Annotated in this window: 20 protein-coding genes; 8 read left to right on the top strand and 12 right to left on the bottom strand. The window is 70.8% G+C overall.

Annotated elements, in window-relative coordinates; translation table 11 throughout:
* The 3 genes from VGD70_RS30095 to kdpF all read right to left on the bottom strand — a co-directional run.
* The coding region (locus VGD70_RS30095) for an HAD-IC family P-type ATPase (protein WP_331087305.1) at window positions 1-1,137 on the bottom strand (1,137 nt) is incomplete at its 3' end.
* A 35-nt stretch (window positions 1,138-1,172) separates the two neighbouring features.
* Window positions 1,173-2,834 (bottom strand): potassium-transporting ATPase subunit KdpA, encoded by a 1,662-nt coding sequence (kdpA, locus tag VGD70_RS30090; RefSeq protein WP_331087301.1) that lies wholly within the window; start codon window positions 2,832-2,834, stop codon window positions 1,173-1,175.
* Window positions 2,834-2,935, bottom strand: a complete 102-nt coding sequence (gene kdpF, locus VGD70_RS30085) for a K(+)-transporting ATPase subunit F (protein WP_331087299.1) — start codon at window positions 2,933-2,935, stop codon at window positions 2,834-2,836. Before kdpF ends, kdpA begins: the two co-directional genes overlap by 1 nt.
* A gap of 390 nt (window positions 2,936-3,325) precedes the next feature.
* Between kdpF and VGD70_RS30080 the strand changes: the two genes are divergently transcribed.
* On the top strand, window positions 3,326-3,868 hold the full coding sequence (locus tag VGD70_RS30080) for a GNAT family N-acetyltransferase (protein WP_331087297.1): 543 nt from the start codon (window positions 3,326-3,328) through the stop codon (window positions 3,866-3,868).
* 145 nt (window positions 3,869-4,013) lie between these two features.
* Window positions 4,014-4,463, top strand: a complete 450-nt coding sequence (locus VGD70_RS30075) for a hypothetical protein (protein WP_331087295.1) — start codon at window positions 4,014-4,016, stop codon at window positions 4,461-4,463.
* 94 nt (window positions 4,464-4,557) lie between these two features.
* Here VGD70_RS30075 and VGD70_RS37010 read toward each other — a convergent pair whose 3' ends face one another.
* Both VGD70_RS37010 and VGD70_RS30070 read right to left on the bottom strand, forming a co-directional pair.
* Window positions 4,558-4,635 (bottom strand): 50S ribosomal protein bL37, encoded by a 78-nt coding sequence (locus VGD70_RS37010; protein ID WP_414638095.1) that lies wholly within the window; start codon window positions 4,633-4,635, stop codon window positions 4,558-4,560.
* Window positions 4,636-4,734: 99 nt separating this feature from the next.
* The gene (locus VGD70_RS30070) at window positions 4,735-5,109 is read right to left on the bottom strand and encodes a DUF2267 domain-containing protein (RefSeq protein ID WP_331087293.1); all 375 of its coding nucleotides are present in this window, start codon (window positions 5,107-5,109) and stop codon (window positions 4,735-4,737) included.
* A 148-nt stretch (window positions 5,110-5,257) separates the two neighbouring features.
* Here VGD70_RS30070 and VGD70_RS30065 point away from each other — a divergent pair, with 148 nt between their 5' ends.
* Window positions 5,258-5,872, top strand: a complete 615-nt coding sequence (locus VGD70_RS30065; RefSeq protein WP_331087291.1) for an antibiotic biosynthesis monooxygenase — start codon at window positions 5,258-5,260, stop codon at window positions 5,870-5,872.
* Window positions 5,873-6,046: 174 nt separating this feature from the next.
* Here the strand turns inward: VGD70_RS30065 and VGD70_RS30060 are convergent, their stop codons facing one another.
* From VGD70_RS30060 to VGD70_RS30050, 3 genes are read right to left on the bottom strand one after another with little or no spacing between them, the layout of a single operon-like run.
* On the bottom strand, window positions 6,047-7,579 hold the full coding sequence (locus tag VGD70_RS30060; RefSeq protein ID WP_331087289.1) for a tripartite tricarboxylate transporter permease: 1,533 nt from the start codon (window positions 7,577-7,579) through the stop codon (window positions 6,047-6,049).
* Entirely contained in the window at window positions 7,580-8,095 is a 516-nt protein-coding gene (locus VGD70_RS30055) for a tripartite tricarboxylate transporter TctB family protein (RefSeq protein ID WP_331087287.1), read from the bottom strand.
* Window positions 8,092-9,099, bottom strand: coding sequence for a tripartite tricarboxylate transporter substrate binding protein (locus VGD70_RS30050; RefSeq protein WP_331087285.1), 1,008 nt, complete (start codon window positions 9,097-9,099; stop codon window positions 8,092-8,094). The genes VGD70_RS30055 and VGD70_RS30050 overlap by 4 nt, the downstream gene beginning before the upstream one ends.
* Window positions 9,100-9,205: 106 nt before the next feature.
* Here VGD70_RS30050 and VGD70_RS30045 point away from each other — a divergent pair, with 106 nt between their 5' ends.
* The 4 genes from VGD70_RS30045 to VGD70_RS30030 all read left to right on the top strand — a co-directional run bounded on the left by VGD70_RS30045 (window position 9,206) and on the right by VGD70_RS30030 (window position 13,077).
* On the top strand, window positions 9,206-10,870 hold the full coding sequence (locus tag VGD70_RS30045; RefSeq protein WP_331087283.1) for a sensor histidine kinase: 1,665 nt from the start codon (window positions 9,206-9,208) through the stop codon (window positions 10,868-10,870).
* Window positions 10,867-11,541 (top strand): response regulator, encoded by a 675-nt coding sequence (locus VGD70_RS30040; protein ID WP_331087281.1) that lies wholly within the window; start codon window positions 10,867-10,869, stop codon window positions 11,539-11,541. The genes VGD70_RS30045 and VGD70_RS30040 overlap by 4 nt, the downstream gene beginning before the upstream one ends.
* 68 nt (window positions 11,542-11,609) lie before the next feature.
* A complete protein-coding gene (locus VGD70_RS30035; protein WP_331087279.1) occupies window positions 11,610-12,560 on the top strand; it encodes a hypothetical protein in 951 nt (316 codons plus the stop codon).
* 106 nt (window positions 12,561-12,666) lie between these two features.
* Window positions 12,667-13,077, top strand: a complete 411-nt coding sequence (locus tag VGD70_RS30030) for a DUF1801 domain-containing protein (RefSeq protein WP_331087277.1) — start codon at window positions 12,667-12,669, stop codon at window positions 13,075-13,077.
* An 8-nt stretch (window positions 13,078-13,085) separates the two neighbouring features.
* Here the strand turns inward: VGD70_RS30030 and VGD70_RS30025 are convergent, their stop codons facing one another.
* A complete protein-coding gene (locus VGD70_RS30025; protein ID WP_331087275.1) occupies window positions 13,086-13,544 on the bottom strand; it encodes a DUF4383 domain-containing protein in 459 nt (152 codons plus the stop codon).
* 157 nt (window positions 13,545-13,701) lie between these two features.
* On the bottom strand, window positions 13,702-14,364 hold the full coding sequence (locus VGD70_RS30020; protein WP_331087273.1) for a TetR/AcrR family transcriptional regulator: 663 nt from the start codon (window positions 14,362-14,364) through the stop codon (window positions 13,702-13,704).
* A gap of 145 nt (window positions 14,365-14,509) precedes the next feature.
* On the opposite strand from VGD70_RS30020, the gene VGD70_RS30015 reads away from it, so the two are divergent.
* On the top strand, window positions 14,510-15,484 hold the full coding sequence (locus tag VGD70_RS30015) for an NAD(P)-dependent alcohol dehydrogenase (protein ID WP_331087303.1): 975 nt from the start codon (window positions 14,510-14,512) through the stop codon (window positions 15,482-15,484).
* Window positions 15,485-15,500: 16 nt separating this feature from the next.
* Here the strand turns inward: VGD70_RS30015 and VGD70_RS30010 are convergent, their stop codons facing one another.
* Together VGD70_RS30010 and VGD70_RS30005 are read right to left on the bottom strand one after the other, a co-directional pair.
* Window positions 15,501-16,427 carry a hypothetical protein gene (locus VGD70_RS30010; RefSeq protein ID WP_331087271.1) on the bottom strand — a complete coding sequence of 309 codons (927 nt, stop codon included), beginning with the start codon at window positions 16,425-16,427 and terminating at the stop codon, window positions 15,501-15,503.
* A 5-nt stretch (window positions 16,428-16,432) separates the two neighbouring features.
* Entirely contained in the window at window positions 16,433-17,095 is a 663-nt protein-coding gene (locus VGD70_RS30005) for a hypothetical protein (RefSeq protein ID WP_331087269.1), read from the bottom strand.
* Window positions 17,096-17,347: the final 252 nt, after the last annotated feature.

Below are 17,347 nucleotides of genomic sequence, written 5' to 3'. Positions count from 1 at the left end.
GGTGAACGCCACGAAGTCCCCGGCCCGCTCGGCCGCGCTGGGCTCGACGGCCAGGCCGTGGTTCTTCGCGACCAGGTCGACGATGCTGCGGCCTTCCGGGGTGCTGTCGGCGAGGCTGGACAGCCGCGCCGCGGCCGCCAGCTGCTCCACTGTGGACGATCCGGTGGGGATCAGCTCGGTGGCCTGCCGGTTGCCGAAGGTGATGGTGCCGGTCTTGTCCAGCAGCAGCGTGGACACGTCGCCGGCGGCCTCCACCGCGCGGCCCGACGTGGCGAGGACGTTGCGCTGCACCAGGCGGTCCATGCCGGCGATGCCGATGGCGGACAGCAGCGCGCCGATGGTCGTCGGGATCAGGCAGACCAGCAGCGCGGTCAGCACGATCACCGACTGCAGGCTGCCCGAGTAGCGGGCGACCGGCTGCAGGGACACGACCGCGAGCAGGAAGATGATCGTCAGCGTGGACAGCAGGATCGTCAGCGCGATCTCGTTCGGCGTCTTCTGCCGCGTCGCGCCCTCGACGAGCGCGATCATCCGGTCCACGAAGGACTCGCCGGGCTTGGTGGAGATCTTCACGACGATCCGGTCGGACAGCACGGTGGTGCCGCCGGTGACGGCGGAGAAGTCGCCACCGGACTCGCGGATGACCGGGGCCGACTCGCCGGTGATGGCCGACTCGTCGACCGTGGCGATGCCTTCGACCACGTCGCCGTCGCCCGGGATGATCTGCCCGGCCTCGATGACGACCCGGTCACCGATCCGCAGGTCGGCGCCGGGCACCTGCTCCTCGGTGCCGTCGGCCCGCAGGCGGCGGGCCATCGTCTCCTTCTTGGTGCGCCGCAGGGTCTCGGCCTGTGCCTTGCCCCGGCCCTCGGCGACCGCCTCGGCGAGGTTGGCGAACAGGACCGTGAACCACAGCCACAGGGCCACGCCGATGGTGAACACGCCGGGGTCGCCGATCGCGAACACCGTGGACAGCACCGACCCGACCCACACCACCATCATGACCGGGTTCTTCAGCTGGTGGCGGGGGTTGAGCTTGCGCAGCGCGTCGGGCAGCGAGACCAGGAGCTGGCGCGGGTTGAACACGCCCGCGCTGATCCGGCCGGTCTTCTCGGCGTGGTGCTGCTGCGCGTCCAGCGGACCTCGCTGGGGTTTCTCAGTGGTGGTGGTGCTCACGCGAGTGCCTCCGCGATCGGGCCGAGCGCTAGTGCCGGGATGAAGGTGAGTGCGGCGACGAGGACGACGGTGCCGGTCAGCAGCGACGCGAACAGCGGTCCCTGGGTCGGTAGCGTGCCGGCGGTCGCCGGCACCTTCTTCTGCGCGGCAAGGGATCCGGCCAGGCAGAGCACGGCCAGGATCGGGACGAACCGGCCGAGCAGCATGCAGATGGCCAAGGTGGACTGGAACCACGGGCTGGTGACGGTGATCCCGGCGAACGCGCTGCCGTTGTTGTTCGACGCCGACGTGTAGGCGTAGAACACCTCGGACCACCCGTGGATGCCGGAGTTCGCCATATATCCGGGCGTGCCGGGCAACAGGATCGCCGCGCCGGCGCCGAGCAACAGCACGGTCGGCATGGCCAGGATCGAGATGGCCGAGGCGGTCACCTCGCGGCGGCCGAGCTTCTTGCCGAGGTACTCCGGCGTGCGGCCGACCATCAGCCCGGCGAGGAACACCGCGATGATCGCCATCACGAGGATGCTGTACAGCCCGGTTCCGGTGCCGCCCGGCGTCATCTCGCCGAACAGCATGTTCAGGATCGTGCCGCCGCCCCCGAGCCCGCTGAAGCTGTCGTGCATCGCGTTGACGGCCCCGGTCGACGTGCCGGTGGTGCTGTCGGCGAACAACGAGGAGCCGGCGATGCCGAAGCGGACCTCCTTGCCCTCCATGCCCGAGCCGGCGAGCAGCGCGGCGGGGCCGTTCGGGTGCGCCTCGGCCCACCAGATCACCGTCAGCATCGCGCCCCACAGGAACGCCATCACCGACAGCAGCGCGTAGCCCTGCTTGCGGTTGCCGACCAGCGTGCCGAACGTCCGGGTCAGGCTCACCGGGATCACCAGCAGCAGGAAGATCTCGATGAGGTTGGTCCAGCTGTTGGGGTTCTCGAACGGGTGCGCGGAGTTGGCGTTGAAGATGCCGCCGCCGTTGTTGCCGAGCTCCTTGATCGACTCCTGCGAGGCGCCCGGCGCCAGCGCGATCGTGCTGTGCGAGCCGTCCGGGTTGGTCACCGCCACCCCGGAGTGCAGGCTCTGCACCACACCCAACGCGATCAGCACGATCGCGAACACGAACGACATCGGCAGCAGGATCCGCACCACACCGCGGGTCAGGTCGACCCAGAAGTTGCCCAGCCGGTCCGTCGCCGACCGGGTGAACCCGCGGACCAGCGCGATCGCGACCGCCAGGCCGACCCCGGCGGAGACGAAGTTCTGCACGGTCAGCCCGAGCATCTGCACGGTGTGCCCCATCACGACCTCGGGCACGTAGGACTGCCAGTTCGTGTTGGTGACGAAGCTGATCGCGGTGTTGAACGCGATACCCGGATCGACCGCGCCGCGGCCGAAGTTGAACGGCAGCAACGGTTGCAGCCGCTGGATCAGGTAGAGCAGGACCACGGACACGAGCGAGAAGCCGATCACGCCGGCGGCGTAGACGGGCCAGCGCTGCTCGGCGTCCGGGTTCACCCGCACCGTTTTGTAGATCACCCGCTCGACCGCGAGGTGCTTCTTGTCGGTGAACACCCGCGCCATGTAGTCGCCCAACGGCTTGTACACGGCGGCGAGCGCCACGACGAGGATGCCGACCTGCAGGAGACCGGCCACAGTGGACGACATCAGAACTTCTCCGGCCGGATCAGCGCGACGAACAGGTAGATGATCAGCAGCAGCGCGAGCACGCCGCCGACGACGTTTGCCAGGACGCCAACGCCACTCACAGCTTCTCCAATCCGCGCAACGTCAGTGCGAGAACCAGGAAGCCGGCGACAAGCAGCGCGGCGTAGGCCAGATCAGCCATCTGCCCATGCCCCCTCCACGTGGGTCGCCTCGATGGCGACCGGACGACGCGAGTCTGGCCCGTACGACAGGGCCGGTGGGGCGGCCTGACGGGACCTTGACACCGTCGAGGCGCGCATTTACGGAATCCGAACGCTCCCGTGAGCGGCGCCACTGGAGGTCGCCCGCCACCGCGATGAGGCGCCGGCTCGGACGAGATCGGGAATTCAATGGAAGGTGGGCGCGATCCTGCATAGCGTGCAGCTGACATTCCGGGCCGCGGAGCCGTGGCACTCGGGCTGGGGCTGGGCTGGGGAGGACGGGTGACGTCGGTGCGGTTTCGCGCAGCGGTTCCTGACGACGCCGAGGACGTGGCGCTGTTGCACGCGGACAGTTGGCGGCGGTACTACCGGGGCGCCTACGCCGACTCGTTCCTGGACGGTGACGTCGTCGCCGACCGCCGGACGACCTGGTCGTCGCGGTTCGCCGCCCCGGCCAACAGCATGACGGTCGTCGCCGCCGACGACACCGGGCTGACGGGGTTCGTGCATGTCATCTTCGACGACGACGACACCTGGGGCAGCCTCGTCGACAACCTGCACGTGGTCCACAACCGTCACCGGACCGGTCTCGGCAGCGCGTTGCTCGTCCGTGCCGCGCAGGCCGTCGCCGATCGAGCGATCGGCAAGTCCGTTCATGTGTGGGTCCTCGAGCAGAACACAGCCGCTCAGCGGTTCTACCGCGCGCTGGGCGGCACCAACGCCGAGAAGGCACCGGTGTCACCGCCCGGCGGCCTACCAGACCGGCTGAACGGCTCCCCGAGCATGCTCCGCTTCGTCTGGCCGGACGCCGCGTCGCTGGCCGGCGCCCGCTGACGTCGAGCACCGGATCCCATCGGTGGCAGACGACAACTCGACCGGGTAATGGCTGGAGTCAAGGCCGCGTCAACATTACCGAGCACGCCGTTGGATCCGCGGCAAGAAACCACCGCGCCGACGCCCTGCGCGGTGCACTGGACCTGTGCACGAGATCAGAGACGTCGAGCCACCGATCCGCGGCTGGACCGGCTACCCGCTGGGGTTCGCCGCCGCGATCACCGTAACGCTCGTGGCGGTGGCCGCCCACGGGACCGCTCATCCACAGTGGACACTGGTGGCCCTGGCCGCCACCGCGGCCGCGATCGCGGCCGTCGCCACCCTGCGCGCCGCGCTCGCGACGGCGGCCCTGTGCTGGGCGCTGGAGACGGGCTTCGTCATCGGCCGCCGCGGCGTCCTCAGCGTCACCGCCGAGTCGGTCCGGGATGCCGCGATCCTCGCCGCGGTCGCCCTGCTCGCCTACGCCATCGCCCTCGCCGTGCGCATCGCCCGCCGGGCCGCCGCGCGCCGGGCCGCCCGCCCGGTCGCGATCCCGAGCCAGCGGGTCCCGGCGGTCGGGGTCCTCCGGTCCACCGGCTCCGGGCACGCCTTGTGACCACACCGACGTCGTGGTCTGCCGCCTCCGCTTCAGGATCCACCCTCGCCTGACCGTCGCCTGACCGCGGCCAGGCCGCGGTCAGGCGGCGCGGTCAGGAGCCGTTCGGGCGCTTGCCGTGGTTCGCGCCCTTCTTGCGCCGGGTTGCTCGCTTGCTGGTGCGCTTGGACATCGGGGTCCTCCTGTACGGGTGTGGGGTCCCATCGTGCGCCTGGGCTCCCCGCCGGGCAAGCGCGGGGCGGTCGGGTGCGGCGGACGTCCTGGGCTGAGCTCAGCCCAGCTCGGCCAGTTCCCGGACCTCGCCGGGCAGCTGGGCCATCACGTGGTCGAACTGCTCGTCGCCGAGGGCCTCACGCAGCGTGGCGAGCACGGCGCGGACGCCGTCGGTCGCCTCCCGGACGGTCAGCCCGGTGTGCGCGCTGACCCGCCGGACGAACTCGTCGAGGCCGAACTTCTGGGCGGACCCGGTCCGGGCGCCGAGGGACTCGCCCAGCGGCTCGGGTACTCGCAGCGCGAGATGGCGGGCCTCCCCCGCGCTGAGCCGGTCGGCCAACGTCGCGAGCGTTGCCCTGGTCAGGTCCGCCGCTTCCGCGCGCGACAGGCCCGAACGGCGCGCCACGGTACGGATGAGCTCCTTGGCGTCCACGTCGGTCCTCCTCTCCGCTGGCCGGGGATGCCCGGTCCGGGGCCGACCATGCGCACGGTCACCGGCGTCGGCCGAACCCGGTCGCCGGTGGTGGTGTAACCGGGATCGATCGGGGTACCGCCGCATCGACCTCACCCGAGGAGGAACGGTGCAGCACGTCCAAGTCATCCTGCTGACGGCAGACCCGGAGCGGCTCGACGACGCGATCCGCTACCTGCAGGACAAGGCGCGTCCGATGCTGGCGGACCTTCCCGGCAGCCAGGGAATGTCCGTCTGCGCGAACACCGAGCTCGGGATCGCGGTGGTCGAGTCGTTCTGGGTGTCCCACCACGCGATGCGCGAGCACGAGCGGTCCGTGGCGCCGGCCCGCGAGGAGGCGGCCCGGCTCAGCGGCGGGACGGTCTCGGTCGAGCGGTTCGTGGTCGCGAGCTTCACCCGGGTCAGGCGCCCGCAGCCCGGCGCCGGCGTGCGGCTGACCCGGATGGACACCGACGCGACGCGGATCGACGAGGTCGTGGCGGCCTACGTGGACACCACGCTGCCCTGGCTCACCGAGACACCGGGGTTCGTCGCCGAGCTGCTGTTCATCGACCGGAGCACCGGGCACTCGATCGGCGAGACCCGGTGGCAGGACGCGGCCGCGCTGGCCGCCAGCCGCGGCGCCGCCGCGGCCATCCGCGCCGACGCGGTCGCGGCGACCGACAGCTCGATCCGCGCGGTCGAGGAGTACAGCCTGGTGTTCGACACCGCCGAGCCCGCCTGACCCAGGTTCGTCCGGGGACATCGAGCGGGTGCGTGGAGTTCGCGACCACCAACGACACGATCACCTGCGACGTGCGCGGGCCACCCCTTCACCGGCCTGTCCGCCGTGCGGCTGGAGGACGAGAACCTGTGGTGGGTCCACGAGTTCTCCGACCACGCCGCGCCGTCACCCTACTCAGTGGTGGACGGTATCCGTCGTTTCCTCCGCCGCTGCCGGTGGTTCCGCGGGTCGCCGCGGCAGCACCCGCCGAACCAGGGGCCACAGCAGGATCACCGCGATCGTCGCGTAGATGACGTAGGACACCGGGCCGCCGATGAGGCCCGACAGGTCGCCACCGGACAGCTGGAGTGCCATGCGCCCCTGCCGTTCGGCGATGGGGCCGAGGATCACCCCGACGATCAGCGGCAGCACGGGCAGGCCGAACCGGCGCATGCCGAAGCCGATGAGGCCGAGGATCAGCAGGAGGAACAGGTCGAACGGCTGGGCGTTGACCGCGTACGCCCCCATGGAGGCGAAGAACAGGATGCCCGCGTAGAGGTAGGGACGCGGGATCTGGAGCAGCTTCGCCCAGGCGGGAGCGAGGGGCAGGTTGAGCACCAGCAGGAGCAGGTTGCCCACGAACAGGCTGGCGATCAGCGTCCAGACCAATGTGGACTCGCGGGTGAACAGCAGCGGACCGGGCTGGATGCCGTAGGACTGGAACGCGGCCAGCATGACCGCCGCGGTGGCGTTGGTCGGCAGCCCGATCGCCAGCATCGGCACCAGCGTTCCCGCCGCGGAGGCGTTGTTCGCCGCCTCCGGGCCCGCGACGCCTTCGATGGCACCCTTGCCGAACTCCTCGGGGTGCTTGGTGAGCTTCCGCTCCGCGGCGTAGGACAGGAACGTCGGGATCTCCGCACCACCCGCGGGGATGGCACCGAACGGGAAGCCGAGCGCCGTGCCGCGCAGCCACGGTTTCCACGACCGCTTCCAGTCCTGCTTTCCCAGCCACGGCTGGCCGACCGGGATGACCTGGCCGGAGGTGTGGCGCAGGTGCGCGGCCACCCACAGCGCCTCGCCGACGGCGAAGATGCCGACCGCGACCACCACGACGTCGATGCCGTCGGCGAGCAGCGGCATGCCGAGGGTCAGCCGCTGCTGCCCGGTCACCTTGTCGATGCCGATCACGCCGATCACCAGGCCCAGCAACAGGGCGGCGAAGCCCCGGACCCGCGACGCGCCGAGCACCGCGGTGACCGCGATGAACGCCAGCACGATCATCGCCAGGTAGTCGGGCGCGCCGAGGCTGATCGCGAAGGTGACCACGATGGGGGTGACCAGCACGAGCAGCAGGGTGCCGATGGTGCCGGCGACGAAGGAGCCGATGGCCGCCGTGGCCAGGGCCTGCGCGGCCCGGCCGGCCTTGGCCATCTTGTTGCCCTCGATCGCGGTGATCACCGACGAGGACTCCCCCGGCGTGTTCAGCAGGATCGACGTCGTCGAGCCGCCGTACATGCCGCCGTAGAAGATGCCGGCGAACATGATGAACGCCTGCGTCGGGTCCATGCCGTAGGTGATCGGCAGGAGCAGGGCGACGGTCATCGCCGGCCCGATGCCGGGCAGGACACCGACGGCGGTACCCACCGTCACGCCGATCAGCGCGATGAGCAGGTTGGCCGGGGTGATGACGTGCCCGAACCCGGCCAGCAGGTTGGTCAGGTTGTCCATCTACAGGATCCCTTGCAGAACTCCGGCCGGCAGGTTCACACCCAGCCCGATGGCGAACGCGTAGAAGGTGACCAGCGACAACGCGATCGCGATCGCGAGGCTGAGCACGACCCGCCGGCTGCCCAGGGCCAGCGCCGAACCCCAGAACAGCAGCGACCCGCTGATCACCCAGCCGAGCCACTCGATGAGCAGCGCGTTGGCCACGAACACGGCGACCAGGAGGCCGACGGTGCGCCAGCTGACGGCGGCCGTCAGGTCGACGTCCTCGCCCTCCTCCGGCTGGCCGGTGCCGCCGCGGTACACGTCCACGGCGTACACCACGGCCACCACGAGCAGCAGCGCCCCGAGGATGATCGGCACCGGACGCGGCCCGATCGGGTCGTTGCTGCTCGTGGCGTGCCCGATGCGGGTGGCGTCGAGGATGACGGCGCCGCCCAGCAGGGCGAGGAACGCGCACACGCCGTACTGTGCGCGGTCCCCGCTCCGCCGGTCGTCCAGGGTGGTCCGGTCGCTCATGCCAACCCGAGCTGCGCAAGGATGTCGGCGACGGCCTGGTCCTGGTCCTTGAGGAACGCGGCGAAGTCGCCGCCGGTCACGAAGGCGTCGCTCCAGCCGTGCTTGGTGAGCTGGTCCTTCCAGTCCTTCGTGTCGTGCATCTTCGTGAGCACGTCGACCCAGACCTGCTTGTCGGCGTCGGAGATCCCGGGCGGCGCGACGATCCCGCGCCAGTTGGTGAAGACCAGGTCGATGTCGGACTCCTTCAGCGTCGGCACATCGCCCAGCACGTCCATGCGCTTCGCGCTCGTCACCGCGAGCACCCGGACCTGACCGGCCTCGACCTGGTCGAGGAACTCGCCGAACCCGCTGGCGCCGAAGGCGACCTTGCCGCCGAGGATGGCGGGCAGCAGCTCCCCGCCGCCGTCGTAGGACACGTAGTTGACCTGCTTGGGGTCGATGCCGACGGTCTTCGCGAGCTGCATGGGCAGCAGGTGGTCGGGCCCACCGGGTGACGAGCCGCCACCGACGGCAAGCTTCCTGGGGTCGGCCTTCCACGCGGCGACCAGGTCGCCGATGGTCTTGTACGGCGAGTCCTTCGGCACGACGATCGCGCCGGGCTCCTCGATCATCTTCGCGAGCGGCGTCGTGTCGGTGAGCTTGCCCTTCGAGTCGGCGGTGTACGACGCGCCGACGACCCCGAGCCCCATGAGCATGGCGAGCTTGCCGTTGCCGTTCTCGTTGATGGTGCGCTGCAGGCCGACCGTGCCACCGGCGCCGGAGAGGTTGAACACGTCCACACCGGTGGCGATCGTGTTGTCCTCCATCACCTTGGCCGCCGTGCGGGCGGTGGTGTCGTAGCCACTGCCCGGGCTGTTCGGCACCATGACCCGCAGCCCGGCGGCCGGACCGCTGTCACCGCCCCCGCCCGTGCCGCTGTCCTTGGCGGTGGCGCCGCACGCGCTGACCGCCAACACCGCAACGGTGACGAGTACGCCACCCAAAGCACCCTTGCCAAGTTTCATCGCGGTTTCTCTTTCGTTTCGCGGGAGTCCGGCGCGATGATGGTGGCGCTTGAGGACGTGGGCGTCATCGTTAACGCCAGTAGCGAAGGTTGTGTTCATAGTGGTTATGGCGTCTCGCCGCTCGCTGTCCGGACAGCTGCTGGCATTGCAGGTCGCGATCATCGTCCTGGTGCTCGTGGCCGTCGCGGCGCTGTCGATCACCCAGTCCGCGGCGACGTTCAACCGGGTCGAGGGGCGCCGGGTCGTCGCCCTCGCCGAGCAGCTGGCCACGAACCCGCTCGTACGCGAGGAGCTGGGCCGGCCGATCCCTGGTGACTCCCTGGCCACGGTGGCGCAGACCGCCCAGACCCAGTCCGGCGTCACGTCGGTGACCATCGCCGACGCGCGCGGCGTCGTCGTCAGCTCCACCAACCCGATCCTGGTCGGCGCGCGCATGCCGTTCGGGGACCCCGGTGTCCCGGGTGGCCGCGGCTGGTCGGGCGAGCTCGCCGTCGACGGCGCGCGCGAGCTCGCGGCCCAGGTGCCGGTGCTCGGCACGGCCAAGGGGAAGGTGGGTCGTACCATCGGCACGGTCATGATCGGCGAGGCGTCGCCGACGATCTGGCAGCGCCTGCGTGGCGCATCGTCCTATTTGGGCATCTACCTCGGCATCGCCAGCCTCATCGGCCTGCTCGGCTCGTGGCTGCTCGCGCGCCGGATCAAGCGGCAGACCTTCGGCATGGAGCCACGCGAGATCGCGGGTCTCGCCGAGTACCGCGAGGCGATGCTCTACGGCATCGCCGAAGGCGTGGTCGCGCTCGATCCGCATCAGCGGGTCACCCTGGTCAACGACGTGGCCCGGACGTTGCTCGACCTGCCGGCGCACTGCGTCGGCAGGAGCCTCACCGACCTCGGCATCGAGGGGCGGCTGCGCGACGTCCTCCTCGCCGCCGACGGCGAGCCCGCCGGCCCTGGCGGCACGCGGGACCAGGTCGTCCTGCGCCGCGGCCGGGTGCTCATCATGAACCGGATGGACGTCACCAAGGACGGGCGGCGGCTCGGTTCGGTGACCACGCTGCGCGACCGGACCGAGCTGACCGAGCGGGAACGCGAGCTCGGGTCGTTCCGCAGCTCGACCGAGCTCCTCCGGGCGCAGGCACACGAGTTCGCCAACCAGCTGCACACCATCTCCGGGCTGATCCAGATCGGCGAGCACGACGAGGTGGTGCGGTACGTCGACGCCGTCAGCGAGCGCCGGCAGTCGCTGGACCTCAGCGTGACGCGACGGATCCAGGACACGGCGATCGCGGCCCTGCTGATGGCCAAGTCCGCGCAGGCCGCCGAGCGCAGGGTGACGCTGCGGATCTCCGAGCGCACGTCGCTGGGACGCCTCGACGCGCACGACTCCGCCGATGTGGCGACCGTGGTGGGCAACCTCGTCGACAACGCCATGGACGCGGCCGCGGCCGGCGACGCCACGCACGACGCGTGGGTGGAGGTGGAGCTGCGCCACGACACGTCCACTGTGGAGATCGTCGTGCAGGACTCCGGGCCCGGGGTGGCACCCGAGCTGGCGCAGGAGGTGTTCACCCACGGGTTCACCACGAAGGCCGCGCAGGCCGGTGAGCGCGGCATCGGCCTGGCGCTGACCCGCCACGTCTGCAAGCGCCGGGGCGGTGAGATCGCGGTGACCAACACCGCCGACGGCGCCCTGTTCGTCGCCCGCATGTCGGTGGGCCGGCCGGCCACCCACCCGTCCCCCGTCACTGTCGCGAAAGGACACACGAGATGATCGGCGTCCTCGTCGTCGACGACGACTTCAACGTCGCTCGAATCCACTGTGGATACGTCGGCCGGACACCAGGTTTCCGCGTCGTCGGCGCCGCCCACACGGGGAAGGAGGCAGTCGCCGCGATCCGCGAGCTCGAGCCGGACCTGGTGCTCCTCGACCTCTACCTGCCCGACATGTTCGGCCTCGACGTCGTCACCCGGCTCCGGAGCACCGGCCAGGACTGCGACGTGCTGGTGATCTCCGCCGCCAAGGACAGCCAGGCGATCCGCGCCTGCATCCGCCAGGGCGTCGTCAACTACCTGCTCAAGCCGTTCACCGTCGACGACCTGCGCGAGCGGCTCCAGCGCTACGCCAGCCAGCGCGCCAGCCTCGACGCCAGCACCGTCGACACCCAGGCCGATGTGGACCGGATGCTCACCCAGACCGTGTCCCGCGCGACCACCGTGGTCCTGCCCAAGGGTCTCAGCGTCCACACCGCCGAGCTGGTCGGCCGCGCCCTGCGCGCGGCGACCGGCACCCTCTCGGCGGCGGAGTGCGCGGGCCGGGTGGGCCTGTCCCGGGTGACCGCCCGGCTGTACCTGGAGCACCTGCGCGAGACCGGCCGGGCGGAGGTCACGTTGCGCTACCACGCCACCGGGCGGCCCGAGCGGCGTTACCACTGGATCAGCTGACCGCGGCCGGCCGGTCCGTCCACTGCGGACGAGGTCTGGTCTGCGGTGATCTGGGTAGGGTGGGGAGCGTGCTACGACCGCCGGTCGCGATGGCGTTGGCGCGGGACGAGCGCGAGGTCCCCGGGCCCGACCCCCGCTGGGTCTACGAGCCCAAGTTCGACGGCTGGCGCGCGGCCCTGTTCACCGCGACCGGCGTGGTCCAGTCCCGCCGGGACAACAACCTCGCGAAGCGGTTCCCCGAGATCGCCGCCGCCGCCCGCGGGCTCGGCGACCTGGTCGTCGACGGCGAGCTGGTCGCCCTGCGCGAGGGCCGCCTCGACTTCGGCGCGCTCACCTCCATGCCAAAGCAGCGCGCCGACGCCGGCATCGCCATCTACTTCATCGCCTTCGACCTGCTCGCCGACACCGACACCGACGGCGACGGCCACGAGGACCTCCGCGGCGAGCCCTACCGCACCCGCCGCACCCGCCTCGAGCAACGCTTCGCCGGCGCGCGGCCACCCCTGCAACTGGTCCCCGCCACCACCGACCGCACCGAGGCCATGCAGTGGATGCGGCCCGAGGCTGCCACCGTCGGCATCGAAGGACTCGTCGCCAAGGACACCACCAAGCCCTACCGCGCCGGCCGCACCGGCGACTGGCGCAAGGTCCGCCAGAAGATCGTCGTCGACGCGGTCGTCACCGGCGTCGCCGGCGCCCTCGCCCGCCCCGAGGCCCTCGTCCTCGCCCGCCCCGACCAGGACGGCGTCCTCCAGCACATCGGCCTGTCCCTGCCCCTGCCACCCGCACTCCGCAACGCCACCGCACCCCTGCTCGAACCCACCGGCGAAGCACGCCGCCGGCTCCCCGGCGTCCTCGGCAGCGACGGCACCGAGTACCAGCCCGTCCACCCCACCCTCGTCGTCGAGGTGGAGGCCGAAGCCACGGTCGTGAGCTTCAACGCCCGGCTCCGCCCCCGCATCCACCGCCTCCGCACCGACCTGACCCCCGACGAGCTCGACGACCCGACACCGCGGTGACGGCCCGCCCGCCACCGCGATCGCCGGTTCGCCCGGGTCGTGGTCGGGCACTCCCCCGCCCCGGAGACCGAACGCGGGCCGAGCAAGCTCCTGCACAATGGCCGGCATGAGCTACGAGGCCGACGCGCGGGTTGACGACTACATCAACCGGCTGCCCGAGTGGCAGCAGGACATCTGCCGCCAGGTGCGGGACCTGGTCCACGCGGCGGATCCCGAGGTCGTCGAGACCATCAAGCGCACCGTCCAGCCCTACTTCGTGCTGCAGGGCAACGTATGCGCGCTGCTGGCGGCGAAGAACCACGTGAACGTCTTCGTGTACGACGGCGCCATGGTCGCTGACCCGGAGGGCATCATCACCGCCGGCCACGACAACAAGACCGCGCGGACGGTGTCCTTCCGGCAGGGCGAGCCCGTCAACGCGCCCGCGCTCACCGCGATGTTCCGGCAGATCATCGCGAACAACCGGGCCGGCGGGTGGCGCAAGCTCCAACGCGAGCGCCGACCCGCCGCGCCCTGACTACCGAGCTAGGAAACGGTTCCCGCGGCCCGGCCGGGGCCCGGTGCGCGGCGCAGCGCCACCCCGAGACCGACCATGACGACCCCCAGCACCAGGTGCAGCCAGTTGTCCGCGTTGTTCACGGGAACGAAGTTGGCGGCGCTGCTCTGGTCGATGACGAGCCCGTAGATCCACAGCACCAGGTAGACGATGCCGCCACCGATGAGGAACGACGTCGCGCCGGACACCCTGCGGGCCATCGACAGCCCGACGATGCCGAACAGCAGATGCACGATGTTGTGCAGGATCGACACGTGGAACACGCCGAGCAACATCGCCGTCGACTCGTGCCCGGCGAACGTCATGCCGCCGTAGTTCGTGGTCACCCCGGGAACGAACCCGAGTATCCCGACGAGCAGAAACACCACCGCCACAACGGTGGCCGCGAGTCGCGCCGGGTGCGCGGCGACCGTGTTGGTTCTGGCCATTGTCCTTCTCCCTCAATGCGTTCGTCGGTACGATCGCGGGTGCTTACCCAGGCTCGCGGAACACAAACGGGCGCCGGCCGGTCCACGGGTCGAGCACGGGGCCGATCACCGACGCCGGAATCGCCCGCGCCCTACCGGACCCGAGCACCTGAGGTAGTCAGGTCGCCCGGCGCGCTCTCTGGAGGCCGTCGAGGATGAGGTCGAGGCCGTACTCGAACTCGTTGCCGTAGTCGTAGTCGGGTCGCATGACGTGCTCGACGGCGATCTCGGTGAGGTGCGGGTACTCGCCGGTGGCGAACCGGGCCATGATCGCCTGCGTGACGTCCTTCGTCTCGCCCGCGGTCTCGAACGGCAGGCTCGGCTCCTGCATCGCGAACCCGTAGATGTAGCTGTCCAGCACGGAGTACGCGTGGGCGGCCTGCACGACCGAGAAGCCCGCCGCCCGCAGCGTGCCGAGCACGGCGTCGTGATGGCGCAGGTTCGCGGGACCGGGCGTGCTCCGCGACTCCATCAGCCCGATCGCCCACCGGTGTCGCGCAAGGACCTCGCGGGTCGAGACCGCCCGGCGGCGCATGGTCGTGCGCCAGCCGGTGCCGGTGGGCAGGTCGATCTCGTCGAAGACGCTGTCGATCATGCCGTCGAGCAGGTCGCTCTTGTTGGCCACGTGCCGGTACAGCGACATCGCCTCGACGCCGAGCTCCACGCCGAGCTTGCGCATGGTGAGCGACTCGATGCCACCCGTGTCGGCGAGGGCGATGGCGGTTCGCAGCACCAGGTCCCGGCTCAGTCGGCCTCGGCGCTCAGCACCCGCGTCGGTCATCCTCAGCTCCCCGTCGGACTTGACAAGCTTACATCGTAAGCGTAGAGCTTACATCATAAGCTTACAACGTAAGGAGCGGGCGATGGGTACCGAGCAGCGCAACCGGCCGGCCGAGGCACCACCCGCGGCGGCCGACGTGACGACGATGCGGGCGATCGTCCAGGACGAGTACGGCGAGGCCCAGGACGTCCTGCGGCTCGAGCAGATCGCCCGGCCGGCGATCGCCGACGACGAGGTGCTCGTGCGGGTCCACGCGGCCGGCGTGGACCGCGGCGTGTGGCACGTCATGGCGGGCCTGCCGTACCCGATCCGCCTGGCCGGCTACGGGTTCGGCGCACCCAAGGACCGCGTCCGCGGCCGCGAGGTCGCCGGGCGCGTCGAGGCCGTCGGCAAGGACGTGACAACCGTGGCCCCGGGCGACGAGGTGTACGGCATCGGCGAGGGCAGCTTCGCCCAGTACACCACCGTCCGGCAGGACAAGATCGCCCCGAAGCCGAAGAACCTCACCTTCGAACAGGCCGCCGCCGCGCCCGTCTCGGCCCTCACCGCCCTGCAGGGCCTCCGCGACAGCGCACGGGTGCGACCCGGGCAGCAGGTGCTGATCATCGGCGCGTCCGGCGGCGTCGGCACGTTCGCCGTGCAGATCGCCAAGGCCTTCGGCGCGGAGGTCACCGGCGTGTGCAGCACGGCGAAGGTGGACCTGGTCCGATCCCTCGGCGCGGACCACGTCATCGACTACACCCGCGACGACATCACCACCGGCGACCGGCACTACGACGTCATCCTCGACATCGGCGGCCACCGCTCGCTGACCCACCTCCGGCGCGCCCTCACCCCCCACGGCACGCTGGTCATCGTCGGCTCGGAGACCGGCGGTCGCTGGCTCGGCGGCTTCGACCGCTCCCTCCGCGCGCCGCTGCTGTCGAGGTTCGTCGGCCAGACACTGGTCGCCCTCGCCAACTCGGAGAATGCCCAGGACCTCGTCGCGCTCACCGAGCTCATCGAGTCCGGCAAGGTCACCCCGGCCATCGACCGGACCTACCCGCTGAGCGAGGCGCCCGCGGCCGTCCGGCACATGGTCGAGGGCCGGGCGCACGGAAAGATCGTCGTCACGGTGTGAGGCTCGACCGTGCTCCTCATTCCGGGCGTTGGTTCTGGAACTGGAACTGGACCCGCACCGAGTCGTTCATTCGCACCACCAGCGTCGAGTTGCTCGCCGACCACGTGTTGGGGACGAGGAACATGAGGTCGTTGGCGTGGATGAGCAGCCGCAGGTTGCGGTAGCGGTAGTGGAAGGTCTGCCCTTCCGACTGTTCCAGCGCCTTCTCGTCGATGCCGGGACTTCGCAGGTACAGGCGTTCCTTGGTGTCGAGAATGACGCTGGGCAGCCGGTCGAGCTCGAGGGCCTGCTGTTGGGCCAGGCCGCGGCCGGACCATTGGGCGACGGTCGCGGTCGTCCAGAAGACGCTGACGACGATGACCACCAGGACCAACGCGCGGGCCGACCGGCGCAGCAGCAGGGTGGGGTCCTCGGTCGACGTCCGTTCCGGTCGACGGCGCAGCAGGTCCCGGATCTGGGACCCGTACGCGATGAGCGCGGCGCCCGCGCCGGTCAGCAGGGGTGTCACGAGCGGGTAGAAGGCCCAGTCGCGGAACCGCACGTAGACCAGGAGCAGCACCACCCCCGCGCCGAGGACGACCGTCCCGGCGGTCAGGCAGCCGCGCGCGAGCCGCCGGACGCGCCTGGTCACCGCCGGATCCTCGGCCGCGCCGGGGCCCGCCGCGGTCACCCACCGCCGCGTCTGCGCGAGGAGCGCCAGGATGCCGATGCCGGCCAGGGTGAGCACGAGCATGGGCACGAGAAGCGGTTGGGGGCTGCGCATGATGTAGTCCTGCGTGCCGAGGCCGACCGTGTCGACGTCGATGCCGAAGTACGCGTACCGCGAGCGGGACGAGACGTAGCCGAAGTAGAACAGCAGCGCGCTGAGCGCCGTCGCCGGCGCGACGATGGTCGCGCTGGACCGGATCCAGCGTTCGAGCCGGCCCACCGCGTCGTCGCTCATCGCACTCAGCCCGTGGACGGGGGCGGGCTCTGCTCCGACGGCGGCGGCTGTTCCGCCGACGGCGGGCCGTCGCTCGTCGGCGGGCCGTCAGCCGTCGGCGGTCCGGACGGCTGCCGCAGAGAAATCGATGACCCGCCATCGGCGAGAAGCTCGTCGCATTGTCGTGGGTCGCTGGACACACAATGTCCCGCCAGCCACAGATTTGCGCCTTTCTCGTTTGACGCGGTCGCCGTGATGGAGACCGAGCACGACTCGCCCGCGGCCGTGAAGGCGAACGAGCCGGCGCAGCCCTGGACTCCGTGGCAGCTCGAGCCGTTGATGTCGAAGACGCCTGGCGGCGTGATCCGGACCGACTTCACCTGGACGGAAACTCCGTCGGGTACATCCATGCGCCCCAGCCATGCGACGGTCACGCACTGGCGCACCTCCGAGGAGTCGTAGCTGTCCTTGCCGGCGGGCAGGTCCGGGAAGGAGACGGATGTCCCGTCATCGGACGGCCGCGGCCGTTCCGGGCCGGTGCCTTCGGTTTGCGGGCTGCTGCTGGCCTCGGTGGTTTCGGCGCCCGCGGCCGGACGGCCGCTGCCCTGCGTGTCGCAGGCGGCGAGCGTTACGGTCACGACGCCGGCCAGCAGTCCGTAACGAACCAAACGGGACATGTTCGTGGTCATTCCAGTCACCTCTACCGGGGCAGAGCCCGGAGGGCGGCAAGAAATACACCCGGCTCGCCTGTCGAGGCGCGACCGGGCCGTTCGTCGGTGGGGCGAACCATCTCAGGACGAGGAGCTTCCATGGCACCCATGATCGTCGCGCTGCCCATCGCCGACCGACCGGTTTCGCACGCGTTCTACCGGGACGGGCTGGGGTTCGCGCCGTTCGGCGAGCTCGCGGACGACGGCGTACCGGAACCGCTGCGGTTCGCG

It is taken from the genome of Actinophytocola sp., from assembly GCF_036402745.1.
GTDB lineage: Bacteria > Actinomycetota > Actinomycetes > Mycobacteriales > Pseudonocardiaceae > Actinophytocola.
The sequence above is the reverse complement of the archived record's forward strand: the minus strand, read 5'-3'. Positions and strand labels throughout refer to the sequence as shown.

Bases quoted from the DNA above. Each gene is read 5' to 3' on its own strand.
- VGD70_RS30025 (WP_331087275.1), bottom strand. From the start codon at position 13,544: ATGGCCAGAACCAACACGGTCGCCGCGCACCCGGCGCGACTCGCGGCC.
- VGD70_RS30050 (WP_331087285.1), bottom strand. From the start codon at position 9,099: ATGAAACTTGGCAAGGGTGCTTTGGGTGGCGTACTCGTCACCGTTGCG.
- VGD70_RS30060 (WP_331087289.1), bottom strand. From the start codon at position 7,579: ATGGACAACCTGACCAACCTGCTGGCCGGGTTCGGGCACGTCATCACC.
- VGD70_RS30020 (WP_331087273.1), bottom strand. From the start codon at position 14,364: ATGACCGACGCGGGTGCTGAGCGCCGAGGCCGACTGAGCCGGGACCTG.
- VGD70_RS30030 (WP_331087277.1), top strand. From the start codon at position 12,667: ATGAGCTACGAGGCCGACGCGCGGGTTGACGACTACATCAACCGGCTG.
- VGD70_RS30055 (WP_331087287.1), bottom strand. From the start codon at position 8,095: ATGAGCGACCGGACCACCCTGGACGACCGGCGGAGCGGGGACCGCGCA.
- VGD70_RS30015 (WP_331087303.1), top strand. From the start codon at position 14,510: ATGCGGGCGATCGTCCAGGACGAGTACGGCGAGGCCCAGGACGTCCTG.
- VGD70_RS30010 (WP_331087271.1), bottom strand. From the start codon at position 16,427: ATGAGCGACGACGCGGTGGGCCGGCTCGAACGCTGGATCCGGTCCAGC.
- VGD70_RS37010 (WP_414638095.1), bottom strand. From the start codon at position 4,635: ATGTCCAAGCGCACCAGCAAGCGAGCAACCCGGCGCAAGAAGGGCGCG.
- VGD70_RS30045 (WP_331087283.1), top strand. From the start codon at position 9,206: ATGGCGTCTCGCCGCTCGCTGTCCGGACAGCTGCTGGCATTGCAGGTC.
- kdpA (WP_331087301.1), bottom strand. From the start codon at position 2,834: ATGTCGTCCACTGTGGCCGGTCTCCTGCAGGTCGGCATCCTCGTCGTG.
- VGD70_RS30040 (WP_331087281.1), top strand. From the start codon at position 10,867: ATGATCGGCGTCCTCGTCGTCGACGACGACTTCAACGTCGCTCGAATC.
- VGD70_RS30005 (WP_331087269.1), bottom strand. From the start codon at position 17,095: ATGACCACGAACATGTCCCGTTTGGTTCGTTACGGACTGCTGGCCGGC.